Annotated in this window: 33 protein-coding genes and 1 pseudogene; 25 read left to right on the top strand and 9 right to left on the bottom strand. The window is 50.1% G+C overall.

Going from position 1 to position 19051, the window contains the following annotated elements; genetic code table 11:
• Window positions 1–173: 173 nt before the first annotated feature.
• Window positions 174–2057 (top strand): methyl-accepting chemotaxis protein, encoded by a 1884-nt coding sequence (locus tag GMA8713_RS05030; RefSeq protein WP_084387654.1) that lies wholly within the window; start codon window positions 174–176, stop codon window positions 2055–2057.
• A 148-nt stretch (window positions 2058–2205) separates the two neighbouring features.
• On the opposite strand, the gene GMA8713_RS05025 is transcribed toward GMA8713_RS05030, so the two are convergent.
• On the bottom strand, window positions 2206–2499 hold the full coding sequence (locus GMA8713_RS05025; RefSeq protein ID WP_062706441.1) for a putative outer membrane beta-barrel protein: 294 nt from the start codon (window positions 2497–2499) through the stop codon (window positions 2206–2208).
• Between the two features lie 246 nt (window positions 2500–2745).
• Here GMA8713_RS05025 and GMA8713_RS28015 point away from each other — a divergent pair.
• A pseudogene (locus GMA8713_RS28015) lies at window positions 2746–2931 on the top strand (hypothetical protein); the annotation flags it as partial.
• 168 nt (window positions 2932–3099) lie between these two features.
• Here the strand turns inward: GMA8713_RS28015 and GMA8713_RS26550 are convergent.
• Entirely contained in the window at window positions 3100–3267 is a 168-nt protein-coding gene (locus tag GMA8713_RS26550; protein WP_306456045.1) for a DUF3653 domain-containing protein, read from the bottom strand.
• 186 nt (window positions 3268–3453) lie between these two features.
• Entirely contained in the window at window positions 3454–3717 is a 264-nt protein-coding gene (locus tag GMA8713_RS05015) for a helix-turn-helix domain-containing protein (RefSeq protein WP_062706439.1), read from the bottom strand.
• A gap of 137 nt (window positions 3718–3854) precedes the next feature.
• Between GMA8713_RS05015 and GMA8713_RS05010 the strand changes: the two genes are divergently transcribed.
• The 23 genes from GMA8713_RS05010 to GMA8713_RS04915 all read left to right on the top strand — a co-directional run bounded on the left by GMA8713_RS05010 (window position 3855) and on the right by GMA8713_RS04915 (window position 13391).
• Window positions 3855–4022 (top strand): hypothetical protein, encoded by a 168-nt coding sequence (locus tag GMA8713_RS05010; protein ID WP_157515475.1) that lies wholly within the window; start codon window positions 3855–3857, stop codon window positions 4020–4022.
• The gene (locus GMA8713_RS05005) at window positions 4019–4249 is read left to right on the top strand and encodes a DUF3850 domain-containing protein (RefSeq protein ID WP_062706435.1); all 231 of its coding nucleotides are present in this window, start codon (window positions 4019–4021) and stop codon (window positions 4247–4249) included. The genes GMA8713_RS05010 and GMA8713_RS05005 overlap by 4 nt, the downstream gene beginning before the upstream one ends.
• Window positions 4246–4467, top strand: coding sequence for a hypothetical protein (locus tag GMA8713_RS27660; RefSeq protein WP_062706433.1), 222 nt, complete (start codon window positions 4246–4248; stop codon window positions 4465–4467). Before GMA8713_RS05005 ends, GMA8713_RS27660 begins: the two co-directional genes overlap by 4 nt.
• The gene (locus GMA8713_RS04995; protein ID WP_062706431.1) at window positions 4457–6241 is read left to right on the top strand and encodes a rolling circle replication-associated protein; all 1785 of its coding nucleotides are present in this window, start codon (window positions 4457–4459) and stop codon (window positions 6239–6241) included. Before GMA8713_RS27660 ends, GMA8713_RS04995 begins: the two co-directional genes overlap by 11 nt.
• The gene (locus GMA8713_RS04990; protein ID WP_062706429.1) at window positions 6225–6410 is read left to right on the top strand and encodes a hypothetical protein; all 186 of its coding nucleotides are present in this window, start codon (window positions 6225–6227) and stop codon (window positions 6408–6410) included. Before GMA8713_RS04995 ends, GMA8713_RS04990 begins: the two co-directional genes overlap by 17 nt.
• A 2-nt stretch (window positions 6411–6412) precedes the next feature.
• Window positions 6413–6640 (top strand): hypothetical protein, encoded by a 228-nt coding sequence (locus GMA8713_RS04985; protein WP_062706427.1) that lies wholly within the window; start codon window positions 6413–6415, stop codon window positions 6638–6640.
• A 30-nt stretch (window positions 6641–6670) separates the two neighbouring features.
• Window positions 6671–7162, top strand: coding sequence for a hypothetical protein (locus GMA8713_RS04980; RefSeq protein WP_062706425.1), 492 nt, complete (start codon window positions 6671–6673; stop codon window positions 7160–7162).
• Window positions 7152–7805, top strand: coding sequence for a hypothetical protein (locus tag GMA8713_RS04975; RefSeq protein ID WP_062706423.1), 654 nt, complete (start codon window positions 7152–7154; stop codon window positions 7803–7805). The genes GMA8713_RS04980 and GMA8713_RS04975 overlap by 11 nt, the downstream gene beginning before the upstream one ends.
• 226 nt (window positions 7806–8031) lie before the next feature.
• Window positions 8032–8823, top strand: a complete 792-nt coding sequence (locus GMA8713_RS04970) for a major capsid protein P2 (RefSeq protein WP_062706422.1) — start codon at window positions 8032–8034, stop codon at window positions 8821–8823.
• Window positions 8824–8832: 9 nt separating this feature from the next.
• Window positions 8833–9147, top strand: coding sequence for a hypothetical protein (locus GMA8713_RS04965; RefSeq protein ID WP_062706421.1), 315 nt, complete (start codon window positions 8833–8835; stop codon window positions 9145–9147).
• 9 nt (window positions 9148–9156) lie between these two features.
• The gene (locus GMA8713_RS04960; RefSeq protein ID WP_062706419.1) at window positions 9157–9366 is read left to right on the top strand and encodes a hypothetical protein; all 210 of its coding nucleotides are present in this window, start codon (window positions 9157–9159) and stop codon (window positions 9364–9366) included.
• On the top strand, window positions 9344–9739 hold the full coding sequence (locus tag GMA8713_RS04955) for a hypothetical protein (protein ID WP_062706417.1): 396 nt from the start codon (window positions 9344–9346) through the stop codon (window positions 9737–9739). Before GMA8713_RS04960 ends, GMA8713_RS04955 begins: the two co-directional genes overlap by 23 nt.
• Window positions 9729–10163 carry a hypothetical protein gene (locus GMA8713_RS04950; protein WP_062706415.1) on the top strand — a complete coding sequence of 145 codons (435 nt, stop codon included), beginning with the start codon at window positions 9729–9731 and terminating at the stop codon, window positions 10161–10163. The genes GMA8713_RS04955 and GMA8713_RS04950 overlap by 11 nt, the downstream gene beginning before the upstream one ends.
• Window positions 10163–10690 (top strand): hypothetical protein, encoded by a 528-nt coding sequence (locus tag GMA8713_RS04945; protein WP_062706413.1) that lies wholly within the window; start codon window positions 10163–10165, stop codon window positions 10688–10690. The genes GMA8713_RS04950 and GMA8713_RS04945 overlap by 1 nt, the downstream gene beginning before the upstream one ends.
• Window positions 10690–11139 (top strand): hypothetical protein, encoded by a 450-nt coding sequence (locus GMA8713_RS04940; protein WP_062706410.1) that lies wholly within the window; start codon window positions 10690–10692, stop codon window positions 11137–11139. The genes GMA8713_RS04945 and GMA8713_RS04940 overlap by 1 nt, the downstream gene beginning before the upstream one ends.
• The gene (locus tag GMA8713_RS04935) at window positions 11136–11444 is read left to right on the top strand and encodes a hypothetical protein (protein WP_062706407.1); all 309 of its coding nucleotides are present in this window, start codon (window positions 11136–11138) and stop codon (window positions 11442–11444) included. The genes GMA8713_RS04940 and GMA8713_RS04935 overlap by 4 nt, the downstream gene beginning before the upstream one ends.
• Window positions 11386–11838: a structural protein gene (locus GMA8713_RS04930; protein WP_232314358.1), complete on the top strand. Its 453-nt coding sequence runs from the start codon at window positions 11386–11388 to the stop codon at window positions 11836–11838. The genes GMA8713_RS04935 and GMA8713_RS04930 overlap by 59 nt, the downstream gene beginning before the upstream one ends.
• A gap of 46 nt (window positions 11839–11884) precedes the next feature.
• A complete protein-coding gene (locus GMA8713_RS04925; RefSeq protein WP_232314356.1) occupies window positions 11885–12208 on the top strand; it encodes a hypothetical protein in 324 nt (107 codons plus the stop codon).
• Complete coding sequence (locus GMA8713_RS04920) at window positions 12201–12425, top strand: hypothetical protein (protein WP_062706393.1); 225 nt, start codon at window positions 12201–12203, stop codon at window positions 12423–12425. Before GMA8713_RS04925 ends, GMA8713_RS04920 begins: the two co-directional genes overlap by 8 nt.
• Window positions 12425–12550: a hypothetical protein gene (locus GMA8713_RS28410; RefSeq protein WP_269747439.1), complete on the top strand. Its 126-nt coding sequence runs from the start codon at window positions 12425–12427 to the stop codon at window positions 12548–12550. The genes GMA8713_RS04920 and GMA8713_RS28410 overlap by 1 nt, the downstream gene beginning before the upstream one ends.
• Entirely contained in the window at window positions 12547–12687 is a 141-nt protein-coding gene (locus tag GMA8713_RS27655) for a hypothetical protein (protein ID WP_198159449.1), read from the top strand. The genes GMA8713_RS28410 and GMA8713_RS27655 overlap by 4 nt, the downstream gene beginning before the upstream one ends.
• Before the next feature lie 3 nt (window positions 12688–12690).
• Window positions 12691–12840, top strand: a complete 150-nt coding sequence (locus GMA8713_RS27230; protein WP_157515470.1) for a hypothetical protein — start codon at window positions 12691–12693, stop codon at window positions 12838–12840.
• Window positions 12841–12986: 146 nt separating this feature from the next.
• On the top strand, window positions 12987–13391 hold the full coding sequence (locus GMA8713_RS04915; protein ID WP_062706391.1) for a hypothetical protein: 405 nt from the start codon (window positions 12987–12989) through the stop codon (window positions 13389–13391).
• Window positions 13392–13429: 38 nt separating this feature from the next.
• Here the strand turns inward: GMA8713_RS04915 and GMA8713_RS04910 are convergent, their stop codons facing one another.
• From GMA8713_RS04910 to fba, 6 genes are all read right to left on the bottom strand, one after another.
• Window positions 13430–13858 carry a phage protein gene (locus tag GMA8713_RS04910; RefSeq protein WP_062706387.1) on the bottom strand — a complete coding sequence of 143 codons (429 nt, stop codon included), beginning with the start codon at window positions 13856–13858 and terminating at the stop codon, window positions 13430–13432.
• A 487-nt stretch (window positions 13859–14345) separates the two neighbouring features.
• Window positions 14346–14858 (bottom strand): SLATT domain-containing protein, encoded by a 513-nt coding sequence (locus GMA8713_RS04905; protein WP_062706384.1) that lies wholly within the window; start codon window positions 14856–14858, stop codon window positions 14346–14348.
• Window positions 14859–14981: 123 nt separating this feature from the next.
• The gene (locus GMA8713_RS04900) at window positions 14982–15860 is read right to left on the bottom strand and encodes an inositol monophosphatase family protein (RefSeq protein WP_062706381.1); all 879 of its coding nucleotides are present in this window, start codon (window positions 15858–15860) and stop codon (window positions 14982–14984) included.
• 90 nt (window positions 15861–15950) lie between these two features.
• Window positions 15951–17000 carry a class 1 fructose-bisphosphatase gene (locus tag GMA8713_RS04895; RefSeq protein WP_062706378.1) on the bottom strand — a complete coding sequence of 350 codons (1050 nt, stop codon included), beginning with the start codon at window positions 16998–17000 and terminating at the stop codon, window positions 15951–15953.
• Between the two features lie 9 nt (window positions 17001–17009).
• On the bottom strand, window positions 17010–17936 hold the full coding sequence (locus GMA8713_RS04890; protein ID WP_062706375.1) for a phosphoribulokinase: 927 nt from the start codon (window positions 17934–17936) through the stop codon (window positions 17010–17012).
• A gap of 45 nt (window positions 17937–17981) precedes the next feature.
• Window positions 17982–19046, bottom strand: coding sequence for a class II fructose-bisphosphate aldolase (fba, locus tag GMA8713_RS04885; RefSeq protein ID WP_062706371.1), 1065 nt, complete (start codon window positions 19044–19046; stop codon window positions 17982–17984).
• Window positions 19047–19051 lie beyond the last annotated feature (5 nt).

The following is a 19051-nucleotide window of genomic DNA, read 5'->3' as shown; positions in this document are numbered from 1 at the left end:
TGAATAAATAGATTGTAAAAATTTATGACACATTTAGCTCAATTTAATTACAAAACACTCAATAATCATTAACAAGCTCTGGATTGAGATTACATCGTCTGCTTCATTAAGTGATACCAATAAAAATTGATCTACTGAATCAATTTACTACGAATCAAGTACGGGTATCGCTAATGAAAGTTTCTTATCGTGTTGCTTTACTTTCTACAACAGTTGTTATCGGAGTGCTCTCTGCGCTTTCCTGGTTTCAATACCAGAACGTGAAACAAGAAGAGCTGGACATGTCAAAACGAAACACCCTTGAGACCACTGCAGCCATGGGAGAGCAAATAACCAACTGGCTAAACGGTAAACTTGCCCTCATCGATATGATGGCCGAGAACATCAATGCCGACTTTAGTGCAGAGACTATTCAAACTACCTTCGACCTTCCGATACTTAAAGAAGAGTTCATCCTGATATTCGGAGGGCTCGATACCGACGGGAAACGTATCACCAATAACCCAAGTTGGAATCCTGAAGGCTGGGATGCTCGAAAACGTCCTTGGTATCCTTTCGCTAAAAAGAATAGTTCTGCAAGGCTCACCGACCCTTATGCGGATGCTGCAACCAAAGAAATTCTCATCTCAGCTGTTGCAAATCTTTATGACAATGGTGTTTCGAAAGGAGCCTTCGGCGGTGACCTAAGCTTAGACACTGTGTCAAAAGCACTTAACACACTGAATTTCAATAACACAGGTTATGCCTTTCTATTGAGTGCTGACGGTACCATCATCAGCCACCCGAATGGCGATCTTAATGGTCTGAAAATCAGTAAGCTCTACAAAGGCGACACCCTGCCAGTACTTGATGAAGCGTTTCAGAAAGTTGAAACAGATAACGGTTCTGCACTCACTGTATTCCATAAATTGGATAAGCTTACTGGCACCAACTGGCTAATAGGTGTTGTGCTCGACGAACAAACTCTTATGGCTAACAGCGAGGAGTTCGGCTTTGTCTCCATGATAACTACTGCGGTTTGCGCGATTTTGATTGGGCTGCTATTGAGTATGGTGACCTCGCGCCAGCTCAGACCTCTTGTCAACTTGCGTGAAAGCCTTGAAGAGATCAACAGTGGTGACGGCGACCTGACAAAACGTCTTGCTATTAAAAGTAACGATGAATTCGGCGGTGTTTCTAAAGAGTTTGACGGTTTTATTGATTATCTTCAAACGCTGGTAAAAAGCATTAAAGGAACATCAGATCAAGTATCTGACAACGTCCGCCAGACAGTATCATCTGCCAAAAATGCGGCTGAAGGTGCTGAACACCAACTCAAAGAAATCAGTCTGGTGTCTCACGCCATCCATGAGATGACAGATATTTCAAATGACGTTGCTGAACGGGCGCGCAATGCCGCTGAAGTGGTTGCAGAGAGCACCGAAGCCACCAACAAAGGCGGTGAATCTGTAGAGAAAACGAAAACCTCGATCGACTTACTGATGGGAGAGATGGAAACGGCAGTATCTAAAGTGAATGAACTGGCTAAATACAGCGCCAACATTGAGTCTATTCTTACCGTGATCACTGACATTGCCGAACAAACCAACCTGCTGGCATTGAATGCTGCCATTGAGGCGGCGCGCGCTGGAGAAATGGGTAGGGGGTTCGCCGTCGTCGCCGATGAGGTACGCGCACTCGCATCTCGCACGCAAACCTCTACAGAAGAAATCAAAAATATGATTGCCCAGCTACAAGCTGGTGTAGGTGAAGCGGAAAGCGTCATTATCAAGAGCCGCAACACTGCATCAAGTACACAGGAAGTGGTGCTCGGAGCAAATTCTGCTCTCACTGACGTTCACAATCACATTTACCGTATCAACGAGCTGATCAATGAGATCTCAGAGTCTTCATTTAAGCAACGGGATACCGCCAATGATATCCAGCAGAACACCGATAACATTCGTGACATCAGTGAAACTCTGTCACAGCGGGCGAAAGAACAAGAAACACTTTGTGTAGCGATTTCTGATTTAGCCGGTCAGCAAGAAAATGAGTTAAACAAATTTAAAGTATGAGTAGACACAACTCGTAAGAAAAGGCCCCCGAAAGGGGGTTTTATTTTTGGGCCGAAAGTTAGAGTAGCTAGATAAAAGAAGAGCCCCAAGCAGGACTCTTTAATGCTTGCAGTATTACGCCAGTGTCAGCTAAAACGATACCCCACATTTACCCCCACCAAGCATCACTGGATGGGCTGGACATCATATAGGTATTGGTAACATTAATTTTGGTTCGATAGGTGCCATTGTTTCCTTCAAACTCATAGAAACTTTCATCCCCACCATATGCATACGATGCTTCGATAGCCAGATTATTATTGAATTGATATCCAGCCCCCAGGTTAAAACCGCTGCGGTCACCACCTTTGTATCCGCCGAAAAGGTAAGTATTGTCTGATGTCTCAGACGCAAAAGAGGGTGCGGATAAAGCGACAACCAGTGCGATAGTCATTTTGTTCATATTAAAGCCTTTTTATTGCCGTATTTAAGACTTCCTTGCTCAACGATCCTTGTTCACTTCCTTGGCAAATGCCGAATCACTCCATACGAATGTGAACATTCTCCGACAATAATACAGTGTTCGATTATGGTTTCCATTACCTTTGTGCTTAGTGCTGTAACAAAGTGTGTAACGAAAAATGAAGCAAATAGCGCAGTGGGTTGGAAGTGTATTTGCACGTTTGGCTGGGGTAATGCCTATAAAAGCGGTATGAAAGATGAATTCATTTTACTGGTGATCTTTGTGCCCTTGATGCTGTCGTTTCTTCCGGATTATGCGCCGTATGTGGATGCAGGTTTTACCGCGTTGAAAGCTGTCCCGGAATATTTCTGGTATGTAGTTGCAGCGGTGGTCATTGATACGTTTGGATTTCGCTCAATCGTGTGTTATCTGTCGTTTAAATGGAAAGAAATTAGGGTGGATATACTGGAAACGCTTGCAATCTCAATAGGCACTGGGTGGCGCAGCCTGTTCATCGGTATTCGGTTACTGGCGGTTTGGGAGATGCTATGGCGCATCCGGGACGTGTCCATGGCGGCGAACCAGCGCAAAATACTTGCGCTATATAGGAAAGGCTTCAAGCTCTCTGGGATGGAACACCGCACCTGACGGAGTGATAAGAATGGCGCGGTCTTGATCGATTTTGAAGCCTTGCCAGTTGAAGTCGTTCGGTAGATAGATGCACGCTTTGATGAGGATTAGCTTTTCGGCTTTGAGGTTTGGCTGCAAGATGAAAACAGAAAGACGTTAGAGGAAACATAGATTCAATTTTGTCAGAATGATGCCAACCAGAAGTAACATAGAAAGCTGACAATCATGATTTGATATGAGCAAACTGAAGCTCAATCTATAGCGATATTGAGTGTTAAATCTAAATATTTTAGTGCGCATTATGTATAAAAGGGCAAATAGATTTTAGGCAGGGCGACCACACTCTAAGGCTTTGATTACACGGGGATTGTTGGTCTTTTCGGCAAGGATGTTATAGACGACATTTTGATCATCCAGTTGCAGTAAATCCGCCAATTTGAAGATGACATCCCACTCGGCACAATTCTTATTTTGACGCCATCTACTAACCGTAGCGCGCGGAACCTCTAACTTCTGAGCTAACGCATAGTCTGAAGGTATGTTGTACCTGTCTTTTACATCGTCCAAAAGTTTATTTAAGTATTCCACTTGTCACCCTCGCCTTGACGCTATTTGTTAAATCTTAGCTCGACATTTTGTCGGATACCACAGTCTATACCCGTATTGACGTCAATTGGTGCGAGATGTAAAGCTAAATATTGACGCTAATGCATGGGGATGCAGACATGGAACAAGTTAATCATCAGTATTGGATTGATAAAATCCGTAACGACCTCGGTCTAAAAAAAGACCCAAACCGCAAGCAAGGTTGTCCTGACCTTCGTTACTCCGACCGTTTTCAACGTGCCGCTAAACGCATGATGCAAGCCCGACGTATGGGGGGTGCAGCATGAAAAATCACATGCTGAAAATCGAAGCCCAATTCCTGACTGCGGTTTTAGCGGGTAAAAAGCCCTTTGAGATTCGCAAGAACGACAGGGGTTATGAGGTCGGCGATTTGGTCATGATGTCCGATGGTAGTAGGTGGGCTAAAGGAAAAATTGGTTACATTACGGATTACGCCCAGAAACCCGGTTACGTGGTTTTCTCCCTAGAAGATATTTCTGGGGGTGGGGTATGAATTACATGTATCAGCTAATGTTTACGGAATTTAACGCGCTACGGCGGGCGGCGTCTTTGGCTCACAGTGATTATTTACGCCGAAAAGAAGATTTAGGGCGGGCGATTGACTTGCGTAATGATGAGGCAATCAGAGCTAATCTGGCTTCGTTGCTGATTAGTCGCTATGTGCTAATGAAGCTTCAGGTGCTAATACTGGAGCGCATAAATGAACGATGAATCCCTAAGCGTCACCGATGACGGGGCGAAAGCCCCTGATTCGTTCCCGACGCTCACCCAAAAAGACATTCAATTTATCGCCGGGGCAGCTCTCCCCGGCGACATCCTTTTATCCCGCCTTGAAAACCCGGTAACCGGGGAAACCCCGAAAGCGTGGCTGGAAAGCCAAGCGCAAAAACTGCGTCATGCGGATTTTGACCATTGGATGAAAGTACGTGATACCCAACGCCCAAACCTGCCCGCCGCAGGCGCACCGCGAAGCGGTGGAGAGGCTAGGCTCGTCCAAGGGTGCGAAAGTCCGACACGGACGAAAGAAGCGCAGCGACGCACCCTGATAGCCAATCAGGCAAAGCTCCTGCAACACAGAGCGGACGGCGGTGAAGTCGGCATTCAGTTTGCTGACCAGACCCCGAGAACGCACCACGACGACTACAGCCACCATAACGGCCATCGTGTGTCGGAGCGTAACCGGGCATTTCGCATCATGCATCAGCCATGGTCGGGCAAGTACCGCGCCGGAATATTCGTGCAGCCGCGTCCGCAGGATGCGCCAGCACCCACCACAGGTGCGCGTTTCACCGAGCGACTGACACCGAAGGCTGTGGGGAAAATCTTCGAATCTGCCGCTTACGTGGCAACGTTACATAACGGGTTTACCACCTTTCTCACCCTCACGTTTTCGCCAGAGGCGAGGGCAAAACTGTTTGCCGGAGATGAGGAGAGCCCAGAAACCACCATTGGCCGTGAGGTTTCCCGGTTTCTGGATGGGGCAAAAAAGGTTTACCAGCGTGGGTTTGATTTCCATTACGTAACGGAACGCGACGGAGACGACCACCCGTTACATTACGTAACGGAAAGCGACCCACTGAAAGTGCGCCCACGTAACGGGAATTTTCATTACATATGGGTGGCAGAATGTCCGGCCAATGAAGACGGCGAGCCCAATCCGCATGTGCATGTGTTGCTTAACTGGCAAGTACCTAAGCCACTTTTTAGAGCGTGGGCTGAACGCATTGAATCATTATGGGGTCATGGCCTTGCGCACCTTGAGCGCATCAAACATGGCAAAGCAGCGGGCAAATACATCATCAAGGCGGTGGGCTATGCCGCCAAAGGTGACAACGGCGAGCAGGGGTTGATTCGTGGCAACCGTTACGGCATCGCAAAGTGTAGCCGTGCGCCCGGATGGGAATGCCTTGCTACCTTCGAGGCCGATTGCATGGGCGCGATTATCGCTGAATACCGTCACCGTCTGGGTAAGTGGAAAAAGCCGATTACCCGCTTGCGCAGTAAGACCAAAAAGAAAATCGCGGCGAGTGCTCGCGCACTTCAGATTGTGAAAAAATCCAAGAAACTGACCCCGGAGCAGATTGAAAACCGGGTGCAGAAACTCAGTGCCAGGTTATCTCAGCTGGACGGGGTGATGGATGCCACAGCCGCCAAAATTCGTGAGTGCGGGCGCACGGTCAGTGATGACCATCCGCTTGTGCATTTCGATGGGGAAAACGCCCGTCAACACCTCGACCGTTTCTTAATCTGGGCGACGGGGTGTCGTGGGTGGGATATGCAGAGCGATGACATTGAGAACTGTCGCCTGTTAAAACAACAAATCAAAATACAATTTTCAGGGGAACTGACCGCGTACAGGGATGAGCTGATGATTCATGATTCGCGCGTCAATTGGCTAAAAGAAACCGGGTGGGACCCGGAACAACTGGAGCTAAACAGCTATGGCGAAAAACAAGAATTTGGAGACAGTGACGAACGAGATTGACCAAGAGGTGAAAAAGGCGACCAGTCACCCGGTGTATGGGCGATTTCTGGCACCGCTGCGCCTCATGGTGGTTTGGGTGAGAGCGGTCAACACCGAACTTCGTGAAATCCGCGCTTACATGAACAGCGATGAGCGCCAGCCTGCCACCATTGAAAACGGGGAGGGCTAACCATGCCGAGAGAGACGATAGGGCACGTAAAGTGCCCGATTGCGGGCGACATGGCCGAAGTGCGCGAGGACAAGCGCGGCAAGCTCTACTACTTGGGCGAGGCGGGTATGATTAAGCCCAATCTGCCCGCCGGGCAAAACTGGCTCAAAAAGCAAATGATTCCTTTGCCTGAGCACAACCAAGAAACACCTCCAGAGGAAGAGGGTTTCATGAAAGCCCTTTGGGGATAATCACACAACTCACTGTCGGGAGACAGAGACATGGATAATGAACTTCACGACGTGCGGGCAGATTTGAAACTGCTCGCGCCTGCTGCCGTCGCACTCGACGGTGGCGAACCTTTGCCTGCTGACGCGCCACAAAGCGACCCGGGCGAGGGCATGGAATTTGACGCCGCACCCGCTGAGCCGATGGCGGCTGACCCGGTGCTCAAAGGCACTATTGCCACGCTAACCACGGTATTGTCTGCGCTGGTTTGCCCCAACTGGAAAATCCAGCCCGAAGAGGTGGACGCCATTGCCGAAAGCGGCACTGTGTGTCTGCAACACTATTTCCCTGACGCCAACCTTGACCACCCGGCGGTGGGTTTTGGTCTGGTGGTGGCAGGCGTCGCCGGGTCACGTCTGGCGATGGGTATCCCGCCGAAGGAGAAACCACCGGAAACGCAACAGGACGCTCTGCCGGACGACACGGCGGGCGCGGTACACAATCCTGACAACGCCTTACAAGAAGGGGTACTGCATGAGCAATAGGAAACGGATTGATACCTCACTCGATGCACAGCATGAATACATATGCGGGACGACGGGCGCGGGCAAGTCCTCCCACGTCAAACGCGTCATTGATAAGGCGCCCCGCGTGGCCGTGTTTGACCCGGATGACGAATATGGAGACCAGCCCGGCTTTGTCCGTGTGACCAGTGCGCGGCAGTTTCTCGATTATCTTTACCGCCATCCGGCGGGCGGGTTAAAAATTGCGTTCGTCAGTGAAGGACAGGACGCCTTTGATTTTTGGGGTAATGCGGTGTTTGCGTGGGGGCGCTGTGTGGCGGTGGCAGAAGAAATCGCCGATGTCACCACCCCGGCCAAAGCGCCGCCTGCATGGGGACGATTGCTGCGCCGTGGCCGTAAGCGGGCGATTAAGGTGATGGCCGTGACCCAACGCCCCGCAGAGGCGGATAAAACCGCACTCAGTCAGGCGGCGGTTATCCGTACCGGGTTGTTGGGGCGCGATGCTGACCGGGTCAGCGTCGCCCGTGAAATGAACATCAACCCGGACGAACTGGCCGGACTGGTGAAACTCGATTGGGTGGCGTTCAAACGTTCGGATTTATCCGTCACAAAGGGCAATTTGACCCACCAACGGGAGACCGTAGTCCGAGCGCCCGTAACGTAACGGAAAGTTGTAAAAAACCTTTGAAAACAGCGTCAATATGATATTGACTAATAACTCCTTGGCACGCTGTGAAGCGTCCCTGTTCACGTCGTGAGACGTCACTTTGGAGAAACTCACATGATTAAGAAATACGCGCCGCTCATTCTGGTGTCACTGGCTACCCTGTGGGTCGCTAACCGCGTTGAGCCCGTGAAAAAAATCGTTTACGCATAAGGGGGTATGACTTATGCGTTTAACCCATAAACTCCCTTCCTTTTCGAACGTCGTTGCAGGCGCAACCGCAACACTTGAACTGCCGTTAGGTCTGGCGTATCACATGCTGTTGCTGGAGTTCTCCGGCATGGCGCTGGCCCAGATGAAAAACATCCGTCTGGAAGTGAACGGCAAAGTGGTGCAGAAGTGGAAAGATGGCGAGCGCCTGAACTCCCTGAACAAGCACTACAAGCGCGGCACGGCCACGGCTTCGAGTCTACCTATCTGGTTTATCCGTCCCGAGATGGATGACCCGGCGCAGCAGCGAGTGTTCGCGGTCGGCACCTCAGACGTGCAAACCCTGACCCTGTTGATTGATATTGCAGACGATGCGACCGCGCCAAAACTGACCGGGCACGCCATCAAAGGCAACCAGTCACCGCTGGGTATCATCACCAAGGTGAAAACCTTCCCGGTATCGTTTGCCACCGCTGGCGAGCAGGAAATCGACAACTTGCCGCTTCCACGCGGTGCCCGCATTGCGTCGGTACATCTCTACAGCCCGGACGTGACCCGCTGCGAGCTGGACATGAACGGCTTGCGTGTGTTCGAGATGGACAAGACACTCGCGGCCAAAATCCAGACCGACTATGCCCGCGACCCGCAATCGTCCCACAAAATGTCGCTCGATTTCATGCTCGAAGGCGATATGTCTCAGGCGCTGGTACTGGAAGGCGTGCAGGATTTCCGTATCCGTCCGACGCTGGCAAATCCGGGCGCCGTTGATGTGGTTGTCGAGTACCTCGACCAATACCAAGGCATCTAAGGGGGCGAGATGGCGCAAGCAATTGGAGCGTTGAACCCTAACGCCGTGAGCGCACCTTCGGGTGATGCATGGTGGGGTGGCTTTGTCGATAAGGCGGGCGACCTTTTCAGCTCTGCCGCCGGGGCGTATCTGGAATATGAACGCATTCAGGCAGGGCAGGACGCGACGGGCGCCTCACAGCAACCCGTAGCCAGCCAGCCGGAGCACTCCAGCCAGATTAACCCGCAACCGATGCGCGGTTCACTGGTGCCGGGTGTCAGCAATCAAATGCTGATGATTGGCGCGCTGGGTGTCTGTGCTGTTGTCCTGCTGCTGAAAAAGTAAGGGGGCATCATGTTTGGCTCGATGACCTCGCTTACGGGTGGCGGTGGGCTGCAAGGTGGCAGCGCGGGACCCTCTGCCGCGCACAACACCACCACGCACACCACCAACAGCGGCTTTACAGGGGGCGCGATTAATTTCGGCAGTAACAACGGGATTCCCTCTTGGGCGCTGTTGTTAACCGGGCTCGCGGCACTGTATGTCTACACCCGCAAAAACTGACCTGTTTCCGCTCCCTTTTGAGGTGGCCGCGCCTGCACTGGCGCTCAGCCTTGGGGATTACATCACGGACGCCAAAGAGCAAACCGCACTCGGTAATGAGTTTATTTTTGGCTGTAACGGCGCTGTGATGTGTCTCCGCCCCGAAGGGCGCGAACTGGTTGTTGTCGGGTTTACCGGGAGGCACCGCCTTGCCAGTGTTGCACCTCACATCGTGCAAACGGCTGAAAGGGTTGGTTGTACTTCTATTCGGGTGCACACCCAGCGGCGCGGGGAGCTGCGTTTTCTCAATATGTTGGGCTTGCCGTTCCATCTTGTCGAATGGCGTCCGGACTCCAATGAATACGTTTTAAGGATGGTTTTGCATGGGCGGTAAAAGTAGCTCCAGTAACACCACAACCAACACCACCACGACCACCAATCTGAATTCGAGCGTGGGGATTCAGGGTGCCAATAATGGCGTCGTCCTAAGTGGTGTCACAGATTCCACGATTCACGCTACCATGACCGACCACGGCGCAGTATCGGCAGCACTGCAAGCGATGAGCAAATCAAGCTCTGAAGCACTGGAAAGCAATGAGGCCGTTTCACGTTTGGCAATCAGTGAAATGGGGGATTTGTCACGCGACGTTGTTAGTCAATCTCTGACCGCCTCAGCGGGTGCCACAAGTGCCGCGCTGGATGTGGCAAAAAACCTCTCCCTGTCCAGTGAAGCGGGTTCTGCGCAAACCATGACTAAATACGTCGCTTTGTCTCTGGCAGCAGTAGGCGTGGCCGTCGCGCTGCGGGGTAAGTTCTGATGAGCATGTTAAAAATCAAAGCGGATACCCTGCCTAAGCCTTATGGCCTGACCGGAACTTTTTTCAAGGTGGTCAGTGCGTCAGGCTCAGTCAATGTGCGGTTTGAGTACCACGACGACAGCGAGCTGGAAACGGTGCTGTACCAGGGGCTTGCCATTGAGCACCCAAAGCCGTTTAAAAGCTTTTTTATCTCGTCAGGCACCCCGCAGGATTTAACGGTTTTTGCGAGTCTCGCAAAGTTGGTTGATGACCGTTTAGAAACCGTTCTCACTGGTGCCGCCACCCTGCAAAGCAGTAAAGCAACATTAACGGCCAATCAAGCGGCGGAAATCGTTCCTGCGAGGCTTGGCCGTCGAAGTGTGCTGATTTTCTGCGATGTGTTGACCTATATCGGCGGGACGGGGCTGGATGCAGAAACAGGTATTCGTGTCGATGCTGGCGAAAGCCTTGAAATCAGCACACAGGCGGCGGTGTTTGGGTTTTCCCCAACGGCGGCAACCGTTCGCACCTTAGAGGAGCTGAACTGATGCCACGGCTAAATGCAGGCGGTTGGAAATCGGGGGATGTAAAAATCCATTCCGGTACGCTGAACGACATTCCGAGCGGGTGGGTGTTGGCCGCCGATATGGTTGACCGCGCCGTGGTGGGTGCGGGTCGTGCTTACAAGGCTGGCCAACAGTTTGGCTCAGATGAAGCTAGGCCAATTATCACAACAAGAGTTTGGGTGAATAATCACACGTTAAGCAATGCGCAAATGCCAAGTCATACGCATGGCATGCAGCAGTCAAAATCCAGTGGTAGCGGTTCATTACCTTATTCACCGAAATCGGGAAACCTTTCCGGTGGTTATTCGACCAATACAGGCTCCAATGGCTCTTCACATGCACACAGTCACGGTTCGGGGGCGTCCAGTTCATCAACCACGATTAATACCCGTCAAAAATCAATCGCCGTTATTTGGATTAGAAAATTATGAAAATCACAGCCATCACACAAGACCAACTCATCATTGTTAACGGCGTAGGCGTTGACATGAGGCCGCATGGCGGCTTTGAAATGCGTCGCGGGGAATGGGCGGTGCATTTTGACACCGTGACCGGACGCGGCGAGGTGGAATACACCGACGCCCGCAATAATAGCGCCCTGACGCAGACAGAGTTTGATAAGCACTATGCGTGGCTGTTGGATGAACATCAACGCGCCGTAGAAAAGGAAAAGGCCGATGAAGCAGCAACACCTGTTGATTCTGGCGGCACTGGCGGGGGTGTTGATGCTCTCTAAATCATCCAGTTCGCCGCGAGGCATCCGCAACCATAACCCGGGCAACATCGAAGACAACGGCACACCGTGGAAAGGCTATCGCGGCAATGATGGCCGTTTTATCATCTTCGACGCGCCACAGTGGGGGATTCGTGCGCTTTACCGCGTGCTGATGACTTACCGCCACAAGCATCAGATTCACACGGTGCGCGGCATTATCAACCGCTGGGCGCCATCCCATGAAAACAACACAGAGGCGTATATCCATCATGTGGCTTCTAGACTTGGTGTCTCGCCTGACGCGCCGTTGGGATTGGGTCACTATCCGCTATTGCTGAAAACCATTATCAAACACGAAAACGGGATGCAGCCTTATGACGATGACCTCATCACTCAAGCTATCGCCCTCGCTTAATCGGCGTCTGGTCGATTTAGGTTTCGTCGTCTTGGGTGGCGTGGCGGTGTGGTACCTCACGCGAAAACTGGCAGGTAAGGCCGTCAGTGCGGTCAATGACGCAGTGAGCGACGCTACCGCCCCGGCGGGCTCGCTGCTCGCTGAGTTCACCCAATGGCAAAGCGGCTCTTATGAGGTGGAATTACGCCCGTTGATGATTCGTGATTTCTACCTCACCAGCGAGTACCGGTTAACCCCAGAGGCAGAAGCAACGCTTTGGAATTGGGAGCCGTGGCAACCTGCACTGACCAAACTTTTCGGGGAACGGGGCGGGGCGATGCTGCCCCGTTACCGTCCGCTCATTAATCAGGAGATTTCATTTAATGGCTAACTATCTTGAGGCGTTAAAGCGCCGTTTGAAACAACCCTCCACGGTGCGCGGGCTGGCGCTGATTGGCTCAGGCGTGGCACTGGCAAGCGGTCAGGGGCATTTATTCACCGCGACCGTGACTGATGCAGGCGTCAGCTATGGCGGCATTGTTGGCGCAGCGATTCCGTTTGCGGTCGGTTTCTGGGAAACCGTTCGCGACCAGTTCAAGGGGGCGTAATGGGTCAAACGCTCATTGAACTGAATCAAATGGGGCTTTCTCCATTGCTAATTGGGGTGGGGCTGCTGATTTGGCGTATGGAGCGACGCATTACCGTCATTGAAACCCGGATGGAGGTCGCATGATACCGAACGAATTTGGCGTAAACGTCGCCACCCCGGAGCCGCTGAAATTCACCATAGACGTGTCTGAACGCACTATGTTGCTGGCAGGGTTCGTCGTGGTGATTGGTGCGCTGGCCATGAAACGATTGAAAGGATAAAACATGAACGTCAAGCAGGCAGGTAAAAAGGGCGGTCAGGCCACCGCGCGCAAGTGGAAGAATGACGCCAAATTTCGCACCCGGATGAAAAAGGTATTGAGCGCCGCAGGCAAGAAAGGCGCAAAAGCCAGAAAGCAGAGAAAGCTGTTTTAGTTAGTGCTAGGTTCGAACACAAAGTCGCCACAGTGCGGCTTTTTTAATCAATTGAAAATAATGAAAATATTTTCTTAGTAAGCATTGAAAATTATGCAATAACCCCCATATATGTATGGCTGTTTAACATATAGGAGGTATCAGCAATGTCTTTAGAAGAGTCCCTAAACAAAATTGATGCACAACGAAAAGCCAATATTGAATCTGACAGGCTGAAAAAAGAAAAGGCAAGGTTGGAGCAGGAAGAAAAGGACAACATCGTGCAAAAGCAGGCAGACGCTCTTTACAATGCAATGCAAAATGCAGTTGAAAAAATCAATAAACAGTCTCGTGACGTCAAGTTTGAAGCTACTAGCGTCCTAAATTCAGTTAAAGTCTGTTTAGGTGACGTGAAAGTTTTTTCAATGATACCTCGCAACAGCACCGTAGCGCTCGTCAAACTCCCCAAAAAAGAAGAGTTTCAAATTAAATTTTCAGACATCGAAGAGCACACCGAGACTTGGGTTGTTCAAGTCTATCAATTCATGTCAGATAAAATTGAAAAACGTTAACTACAAAGAAGCCCGCAATCGCGGGCTTTTTTATTACTTCACTTCATTTTGTCCCTTGTGGGTATCCACGGCGCGGGCTGCTTGCGTTTCCCTCCTCGGTAGATTGTGACAGGCGCGGCGGCAGGTTTGACAGGCGGGCGCTCAATCAGGCCGTAGCGGTCTTTCAGCGCGTGGTACTGGTCACGCCAGAGCGGAAAGGCTTCCAGCTCACGCGGTGCAAACTCGCGGCCATCCGGGGTGATAATCACGGCGCGGGCTTCATTGACTTTAAAGCCTTGCCAGTTCAAATCGTTCGGCAGGTAGCCGCGGGCTTTGATAATCAGCAGTTTTTCAGCCATCGGATTGGGTGGCGTCGAGCCATCCAGCCAGCGTTTGACCGTCACAGGTCGCACATGAAAATAGGCCGCGCCATCGTGTATCGAGTTGAATTCACGCCAGAACAGCGCGCGGAACGCATCAAGTAACATGGGTTTACCTCACACAACTAACCGTTGCTTGAATGTTTTTTTCGATTAATGACGGCGCGCACCATCGGCAAAGCAGATTTAACCGGACGCACGAAGGCAACAGGGTTAAACTGCGTAAAATAGTATGCAGAGTGTGAGTGAAACGAGGCAAGGTAGCGCAGGTGAAATGTATCGGGAAAAAATGTCTAAAATCAGTAACATGAAGTGATACCGAATCAGGAAACGGGCATTTGTTAAATATCAGGCTCTCAGTGCGCATTATGTATATTATGTTAAATACTATCTATAGCTACGCTAAATCTGCCCCTCCTATGTCTGTCATTACCCGCTTTCTTCAAGGATTTCAGTATATTGAACGTAATTATCTATTTACCATAAAATAGATAATTACCAATTCTCTAAGACGCTCATATCGGATCATTCTGTTCCAACAGAGTTCTTCTAGCTTTGGTGAATTATCGTGAAAAGCTTTTGCACTGGAATCCGCTTAGCCGTTGCTGGATTTGGTCAGTTCTCCAAGTTGCTTCATTGCTACTTCCAACTCCGAATCCCAACCTCTGGTTTCCGAAATTGAAATTTCCTTGGTGTCCTTCACCAAATTTTTGAAAAGCTGAAATGCTGCTTGTCGATGTTCAGGGCTAACGACATCTTCACTCGTCATTTTGCTCAACAGTTCAGCCCACTCAATGTTGGCGACCGCTATGAGTAACTCGATTTCTAACCTAGCTTTGGCGTAACGTCGCCAATTGCTACTAATCAAGAATACCTGGTCACAAATCCCCAGAATCCCGGCTACTGCCATTAGTGCCAAGCTAAGCTTCTCGCTATCTTTCGCCCCAAACGCTGTAACTGTCGCTATCAAAAATGCGGATACGGAAAATACCCTGATAAAAAATGACGCCCGCCGAAATCGACCTTGCCATTTTTTGTAATAGTCGGCTTCTGCCTGCGCAACTTCGACCGCAGCTTCGAATTCTTTCCGTAGTTCTTGAATACACATAGTTCACGCAATATCAATAATATAGACAAGAAAAGCTTAGTTCGCCCCCGTAGATTCTATGCCTATATTATTAGAATTCGTATCTAAAACTCTCAAACAGTAGAACTCGGAACCTTCCTCAAGCTACGAAAGAAATGGATCAAGATAATCGCGCCATTGTCTAAACAGATCCGGATAGGTTGCTCCGATTACCGCCTTTGAATGCATGCTGTTATCAAAAATCTTTGTACCATCAAAAGACGAACAAGCACCACCCGCCTCCTGCAGGATCAAACTCCCAGCGACGTAATCCCAAAGCTTTTGATTGCCGTGAAGGTATAGTTGACAACGATTAGCAGCAATCCAACACCAATCTAGAGCGCTAGCACCAAAACTGCGCTGTGAGCGATAAGGTGGATGAGCTGCCAGATGGGATGCCAATTCTTTGGGCAGGCGTTTAAAGTCGATCAACGCCATAGAACTCTTCAAGTCGTCGCATGCTTTCAGTTCAGTAAAGTCTAAATCAATACTGTTCAATGTTGCACCTCTGCCCAAAGTGGCATAAAACAACTCGTCTCTATTCGGGTCGTAAACCAGCCCCAACCAAACCTGACCCTTGTAAAGCAATGCGAGCGATGTGCAGAAGTAAGGAATGCCAAAAGCAAAGTTACTGGTGCCATCTATAGGATCTAATACCCAAAAAGGCTGATCTTGTTCTTCGAATATCGAGAATTGAATAGCCCGGGACTGTTCTTCTCCCAGGACTGGTATTTGCGGCCAATATGTTCTTAGTGCCTCTATTAGCAGCTGTTGCATTTCCAAATCTGCACCTGTGACAATGTCACAATTAGCCTTGTAGTTGATGTCTGATGTCGCTATCCCTCGGTGGAATTTTGGTAAAACCGCTTTGATTGCTGCACTTCGCACTATATCGGACAGAAGAGATCTGACATCTATTTCCGTCATTTTCAATAAAGTCTGCAGTGTGTTTTTTTCATGGGTATCTGACGGTTCCATCTTCATTCTACTCCCCTTTCCTTTTGGTCATCGACGCTTTAGTGCCATTTGGTTTATTCGCAAAAAATGGCCCATTTTTGTGGGCCTTTTCCGGTACTAGCCAATGGTGGTTTGCGGGGATTCACTCTGTAATTTATCCATTGTCAGGTGATAGCGCTCTACCCGCTCAACCTCCTCTCTTGCACCAATAATGACGGGGATGCGTTGGTGTAACCTTTGTGGCTTTACGGAAAGGATCCGCTCTCTTCCCGTTGATGCCGCACCTCCAGCTTGCTCAATGATGAAGCTCATGGGATTCGCTTCATAAAGGAGACGTAGGCGCCCTTCTTTCACATTCTCTCGGTTATCTTTGGGATAAAGGAAGATGCCACCCCGCATCAGGATTCGATGGACTTCTGCGACCATGGATGCAACCCAGCGAGTGTTGAAGTCCCTTCCTCTTGGCCCTTCTTGTCCGGCTACCACTTCGTCGATATAGCGTTTCACTGCAGGTTCCCAGTGGCGCTGATTCGACATATTGATGGCAAACTCGTTGGTTTTTTCCGGGATAGTTAGCTTTGGATGTGTGAGGATAAATTCGCCAATGTCTCTATCCAGGGTGAATCCATTCACACCCTGACCCGTCGTCAGCACCAGATTGGTAGCGGGTCCATATAGAACATACCCCGCACAGACTTGTTTTGCTCCTGCCTGAAGGAAATCATCTTCGGTAGGCTCGACAATACCCGGCGGGCAGCGAAGAATGGAAAAGATTGTCCCAATCGACACATTCACTTCGGTATTTGATGAGCCATCAAGCGGGTCAAAGACCAGCAGGTATTTTCCCTTAGGGAATTTGGCCGGGATCGGATACGCTTCCTCCATCTCTTCTGACGCCATGCCACCAAGATGGCCAGACCATTCAAGGGCGCGAATAAGGATATCGTTAGAAATGACATCAAGTTTCTTTTGGGTTTCACCCTGAATGTTTTCAGTTTCCGCGGATCCTAACACGTTAATAAGCTGTCCGCGGCTCACATCATCAGCAATCTCCTTACATGCAGTGACGATTGTGCTTAACAAAAGCGTAAAGTCTCCCGTTGCTTCCGGAAGCTTTCTCAGATCTTCGATAATAAACCGGGTAAATGTTGTCCCTTTCCTGATCATATTGCCTCCTTAAAGCGCGGGGACGCGCTTTGAAAAGCGGTCATGAGTGGTTTCAACACTTACTCGGTTTGAGCCATGCAGCACTAGCTCCTCAATTAATGGCTGCATGATGAGCTCCATCGCTAAACCCATTTTCCCACCCGGCACTACAATGTTATTGCGGCGTGACATGACTGAACCATCAATCATGTTAAGAAGGTATTGGAAATCGACACCGGCTTTCTTTGGATCGCGGAAACGGATCACCACCATGCTTTCATCCAACGTTGGAATATCTCGGGAGATAAAGGGGTTTGATGTATCTACCATGGGAACACGCTGGAAGTTGATATCCGTCAGCGAGAACTGTGGTGTGATGTAATGAACGTAATCGTGCATACGACGCAAAATAGTGTCCGTTACCGCTTCTCGGCTATAACCACGCACATTGGTATCTCTATGGATTTTCTGAATCCATTCAAGATTAACAATCGGCACGACACCAATAAGCAGATCCACGTATTGCGCTACATTACTGTTAGAGGTTACAACACCGCCGTGCAGACCTTCATAGAAGAGAAGGTCTGAGCCTTCTGGAATTGACGACCACTGAGTGAAGGTGCCAGGTTTCGAACCGTGAAGCATTGCTTCTTCTTCATTGTGGATGTAGTAACGTCGCAGTCCGGTGCCTGTTTCAGCGTATGCACGAAATGTCTTTTCGAGCTCGCAGAAGTCGTTACCTTCAGGGCCAAAGTGACTTAGGTTTTTACCCTTTTCCTGGGCGCGTTTTAGACGCTCGCGCATGTCGGCACGGTCGTATTTGTGGTAGCTGTCGCCTTCAATAACTGCAGCTTGAAATTGGTTACGACGGAAAATTTGCTCCATCGCATTTTTTACTGTGGACGTTCCTGCTCCAGATGAGCCAGTTACCGCCACAATAGGATGTTTTACAGACATAGTTTTTCTCCTTCAGATGGAATGTGAGTAACAATCAGCTAGAACTCATCTGACGGAAGGGTCTAATTCACCCGAAGCATATCGCGTTGACATGTCTTCAAGGTTTATTGGCTTGATCTGCGATGCCATACCCGCACAGCCAAAGGCTTCATAACGCTCCTTACAGAGTGCCTCCATGGCTTTCGTTGCGGCAGCAAGAAACTTGCGTGGATCAAAGTTACTTGGATTCTGAGCAAGGAAACGACGGACTGCTCCAGTGCTCGCCATGCGGAGGTCGGTATCGATATTCACTTTGCGTACCCCGTGGCGGATGCCCTCCACAATTTCGTCTACCGGCACACCATAGGTTTCGCCCATGTCGCCGCCAAACTCATTGATAATTTGCAACCAATCCTGAGGAACAGAAGATGAACCGTGCATCACGAGATGTGTATCAGGGATCCTTTCGTGAATTGCTTTTACTCGGTCAATCGCAAGAATGTCACCCGTTGGCGGTCGGGTAAACTTGTACGCGCCATGGCTGGTGCCGATTGCGATAGCCAATGCATCCACCCCAGTTTGTCGCACGAACATCGCGGCTTCTTCTGGGTCGGTCAGAAGTTGATCATGACTTAACACACCCTCAGCGCCGGAGCCATCTTCTTCACCAGCAGTACCTGTTTCCAATGAGCCAAGACAGCCAAGTTCTCCTTCAACCGATACGCCGCAGGCGTGGGACATTTCCACTACCTTCGCGGTCACGTCGCAGTTATATTCGTAACTTGCAGGTGTTTTCATATCTTCATGCAATGAGCCGTCCATCATGACGGAGGTGAACCCCTGTTGGATCGATTGCAAACACACCGCAGGTGAAGCGCCGTGATCCTGGTGAACCACAACTGGAATTGAAGGCCACTGCTCTACTGAAGCCAGCATTAGGTGGCGGAGAAAACTCGCACCGGCATAGGTACGCGCGCCGGCAGAAGCTTGAAGAATCACAGGTGCATCGCAGGCGGCAGCTGCCCCCATAATGGCGTGAACCTGTTCCATATTGTTCACGTTAAAAGCAGGGACGCCATATCCTTGCTCTGCAGCGTGATCTAGCATTTGTCTCATACTAACGAGTGCCATAACTC

Origin of the sequence: Grimontia marina (genome assembly GCF_900060185.1) — a bacterium.
Lineage (GTDB): Bacteria > Pseudomonadota > Gammaproteobacteria > Enterobacterales > Vibrionaceae > Enterovibrio > Enterovibrio marinus.
Note: the sequence above shows the minus strand (reverse complement) of the source record. Positions and strands in the feature narration are given on the sequence as shown.

Coding starts and splice junctions, on each gene's coding strand:
- GMA8713_RS04955 (WP_062706417.1), top strand. CDS start 9,344: ATGTCTACACCCGCAAAAACTGACCTGTTTCCGCTCCCTTTTGAGGTG.
- GMA8713_RS04915 (WP_062706391.1), top strand. CDS start 12,987: ATGTCTTTAGAAGAGTCCCTAAACAAAATTGATGCACAACGAAAAGCC.
- GMA8713_RS04910 (WP_062706387.1), bottom strand. CDS start 13,858: ATGTTACTTGATGCGTTCCGCGCGCTGTTCTGGCGTGAATTCAACTCG.
- GMA8713_RS04890 (WP_062706375.1), bottom strand. CDS start 17,936: ATGTCTGTAAAACATCCTATTGTGGCGGTAACTGGCTCATCTGGAGCA.
- GMA8713_RS04920 (WP_062706393.1), top strand. CDS start 12,201: ATGGCTAACTATCTTGAGGCGTTAAAGCGCCGTTTGAAACAACCCTCC.
- GMA8713_RS04980 (WP_062706425.1), top strand. CDS start 6,671: ATGGATAATGAACTTCACGACGTGCGGGCAGATTTGAAACTGCTCGCG.
- GMA8713_RS27655 (WP_198159449.1), top strand. CDS start 12,547: ATGATACCGAACGAATTTGGCGTAAACGTCGCCACCCCGGAGCCGCTG.
- fba (WP_062706371.1), bottom strand. CDS start 19,046: ATGGCACTCGTTAGTATGAGACAAATGCTAGATCACGCTGCAGAGCAA.
- GMA8713_RS04970 (WP_062706422.1), top strand. CDS start 8,032: ATGCGTTTAACCCATAAACTCCCTTCCTTTTCGAACGTCGTTGCAGGC.
- GMA8713_RS04940 (WP_062706410.1), top strand. CDS start 10,690: ATGCCACGGCTAAATGCAGGCGGTTGGAAATCGGGGGATGTAAAAATC.
- GMA8713_RS04950 (WP_062706415.1), top strand. CDS start 9,729: ATGGGCGGTAAAAGTAGCTCCAGTAACACCACAACCAACACCACCACG.
- GMA8713_RS28410 (WP_269747439.1), top strand. CDS start 12,425: ATGGGTCAAACGCTCATTGAACTGAATCAAATGGGGCTTTCTCCATTG.
- GMA8713_RS04945 (WP_062706413.1), top strand. CDS start 10,163: ATGAGCATGTTAAAAATCAAAGCGGATACCCTGCCTAAGCCTTATGGC.
- GMA8713_RS05010 (WP_157515475.1), top strand. CDS start 3,855: ATGGAACAAGTTAATCATCAGTATTGGATTGATAAAATCCGTAACGAC.
- GMA8713_RS04985 (WP_062706427.1), top strand. CDS start 6,413: ATGCCGAGAGAGACGATAGGGCACGTAAAGTGCCCGATTGCGGGCGAC.
- GMA8713_RS05005 (WP_062706435.1), top strand. CDS start 4,019: ATGAAAAATCACATGCTGAAAATCGAAGCCCAATTCCTGACTGCGGTT.
- GMA8713_RS04895 (WP_062706378.1), bottom strand. CDS start 17,000: ATGATCAGGAAAGGGACAACATTTACCCGGTTTATTATCGAAGATCTG.
- GMA8713_RS04930 (WP_232314358.1), top strand. CDS start 11,386: ATGAAGCAGCAACACCTGTTGATTCTGGCGGCACTGGCGGGGGTGTTG.
- GMA8713_RS04900 (WP_062706381.1), bottom strand. CDS start 15,860: ATGAAGATGGAACCGTCAGATACCCATGAAAAAAACACACTGCAGACT.
- GMA8713_RS27230 (WP_157515470.1), top strand. CDS start 12,691: ATGAACGTCAAGCAGGCAGGTAAAAAGGGCGGTCAGGCCACCGCGCGC.
- GMA8713_RS04975 (WP_062706423.1), top strand. CDS start 7,152: ATGAGCAATAGGAAACGGATTGATACCTCACTCGATGCACAGCATGAA.
- GMA8713_RS27660 (WP_062706433.1), top strand. CDS start 4,246: ATGAATTACATGTATCAGCTAATGTTTACGGAATTTAACGCGCTACGG.
- GMA8713_RS05025 (WP_062706441.1), bottom strand. CDS start 2,499: ATGAACAAAATGACTATCGCACTGGTTGTCGCTTTATCCGCACCCTCT.
- GMA8713_RS05030 (WP_084387654.1), top strand. CDS start 174: ATGAAAGTTTCTTATCGTGTTGCTTTACTTTCTACAACAGTTGTTATC.
- GMA8713_RS04935 (WP_062706407.1), top strand. CDS start 11,136: ATGAAAATCACAGCCATCACACAAGACCAACTCATCATTGTTAACGGC.
- GMA8713_RS04965 (WP_062706421.1), top strand. CDS start 8,833: ATGGCGCAAGCAATTGGAGCGTTGAACCCTAACGCCGTGAGCGCACCT.
- GMA8713_RS04960 (WP_062706419.1), top strand. CDS start 9,157: ATGTTTGGCTCGATGACCTCGCTTACGGGTGGCGGTGGGCTGCAAGGT.
- GMA8713_RS04905 (WP_062706384.1), bottom strand. CDS start 14,858: ATGTGTATTCAAGAACTACGGAAAGAATTCGAAGCTGCGGTCGAAGTT.
- GMA8713_RS04995 (WP_062706431.1), top strand. CDS start 4,457: ATGAACGATGAATCCCTAAGCGTCACCGATGACGGGGCGAAAGCCCCT.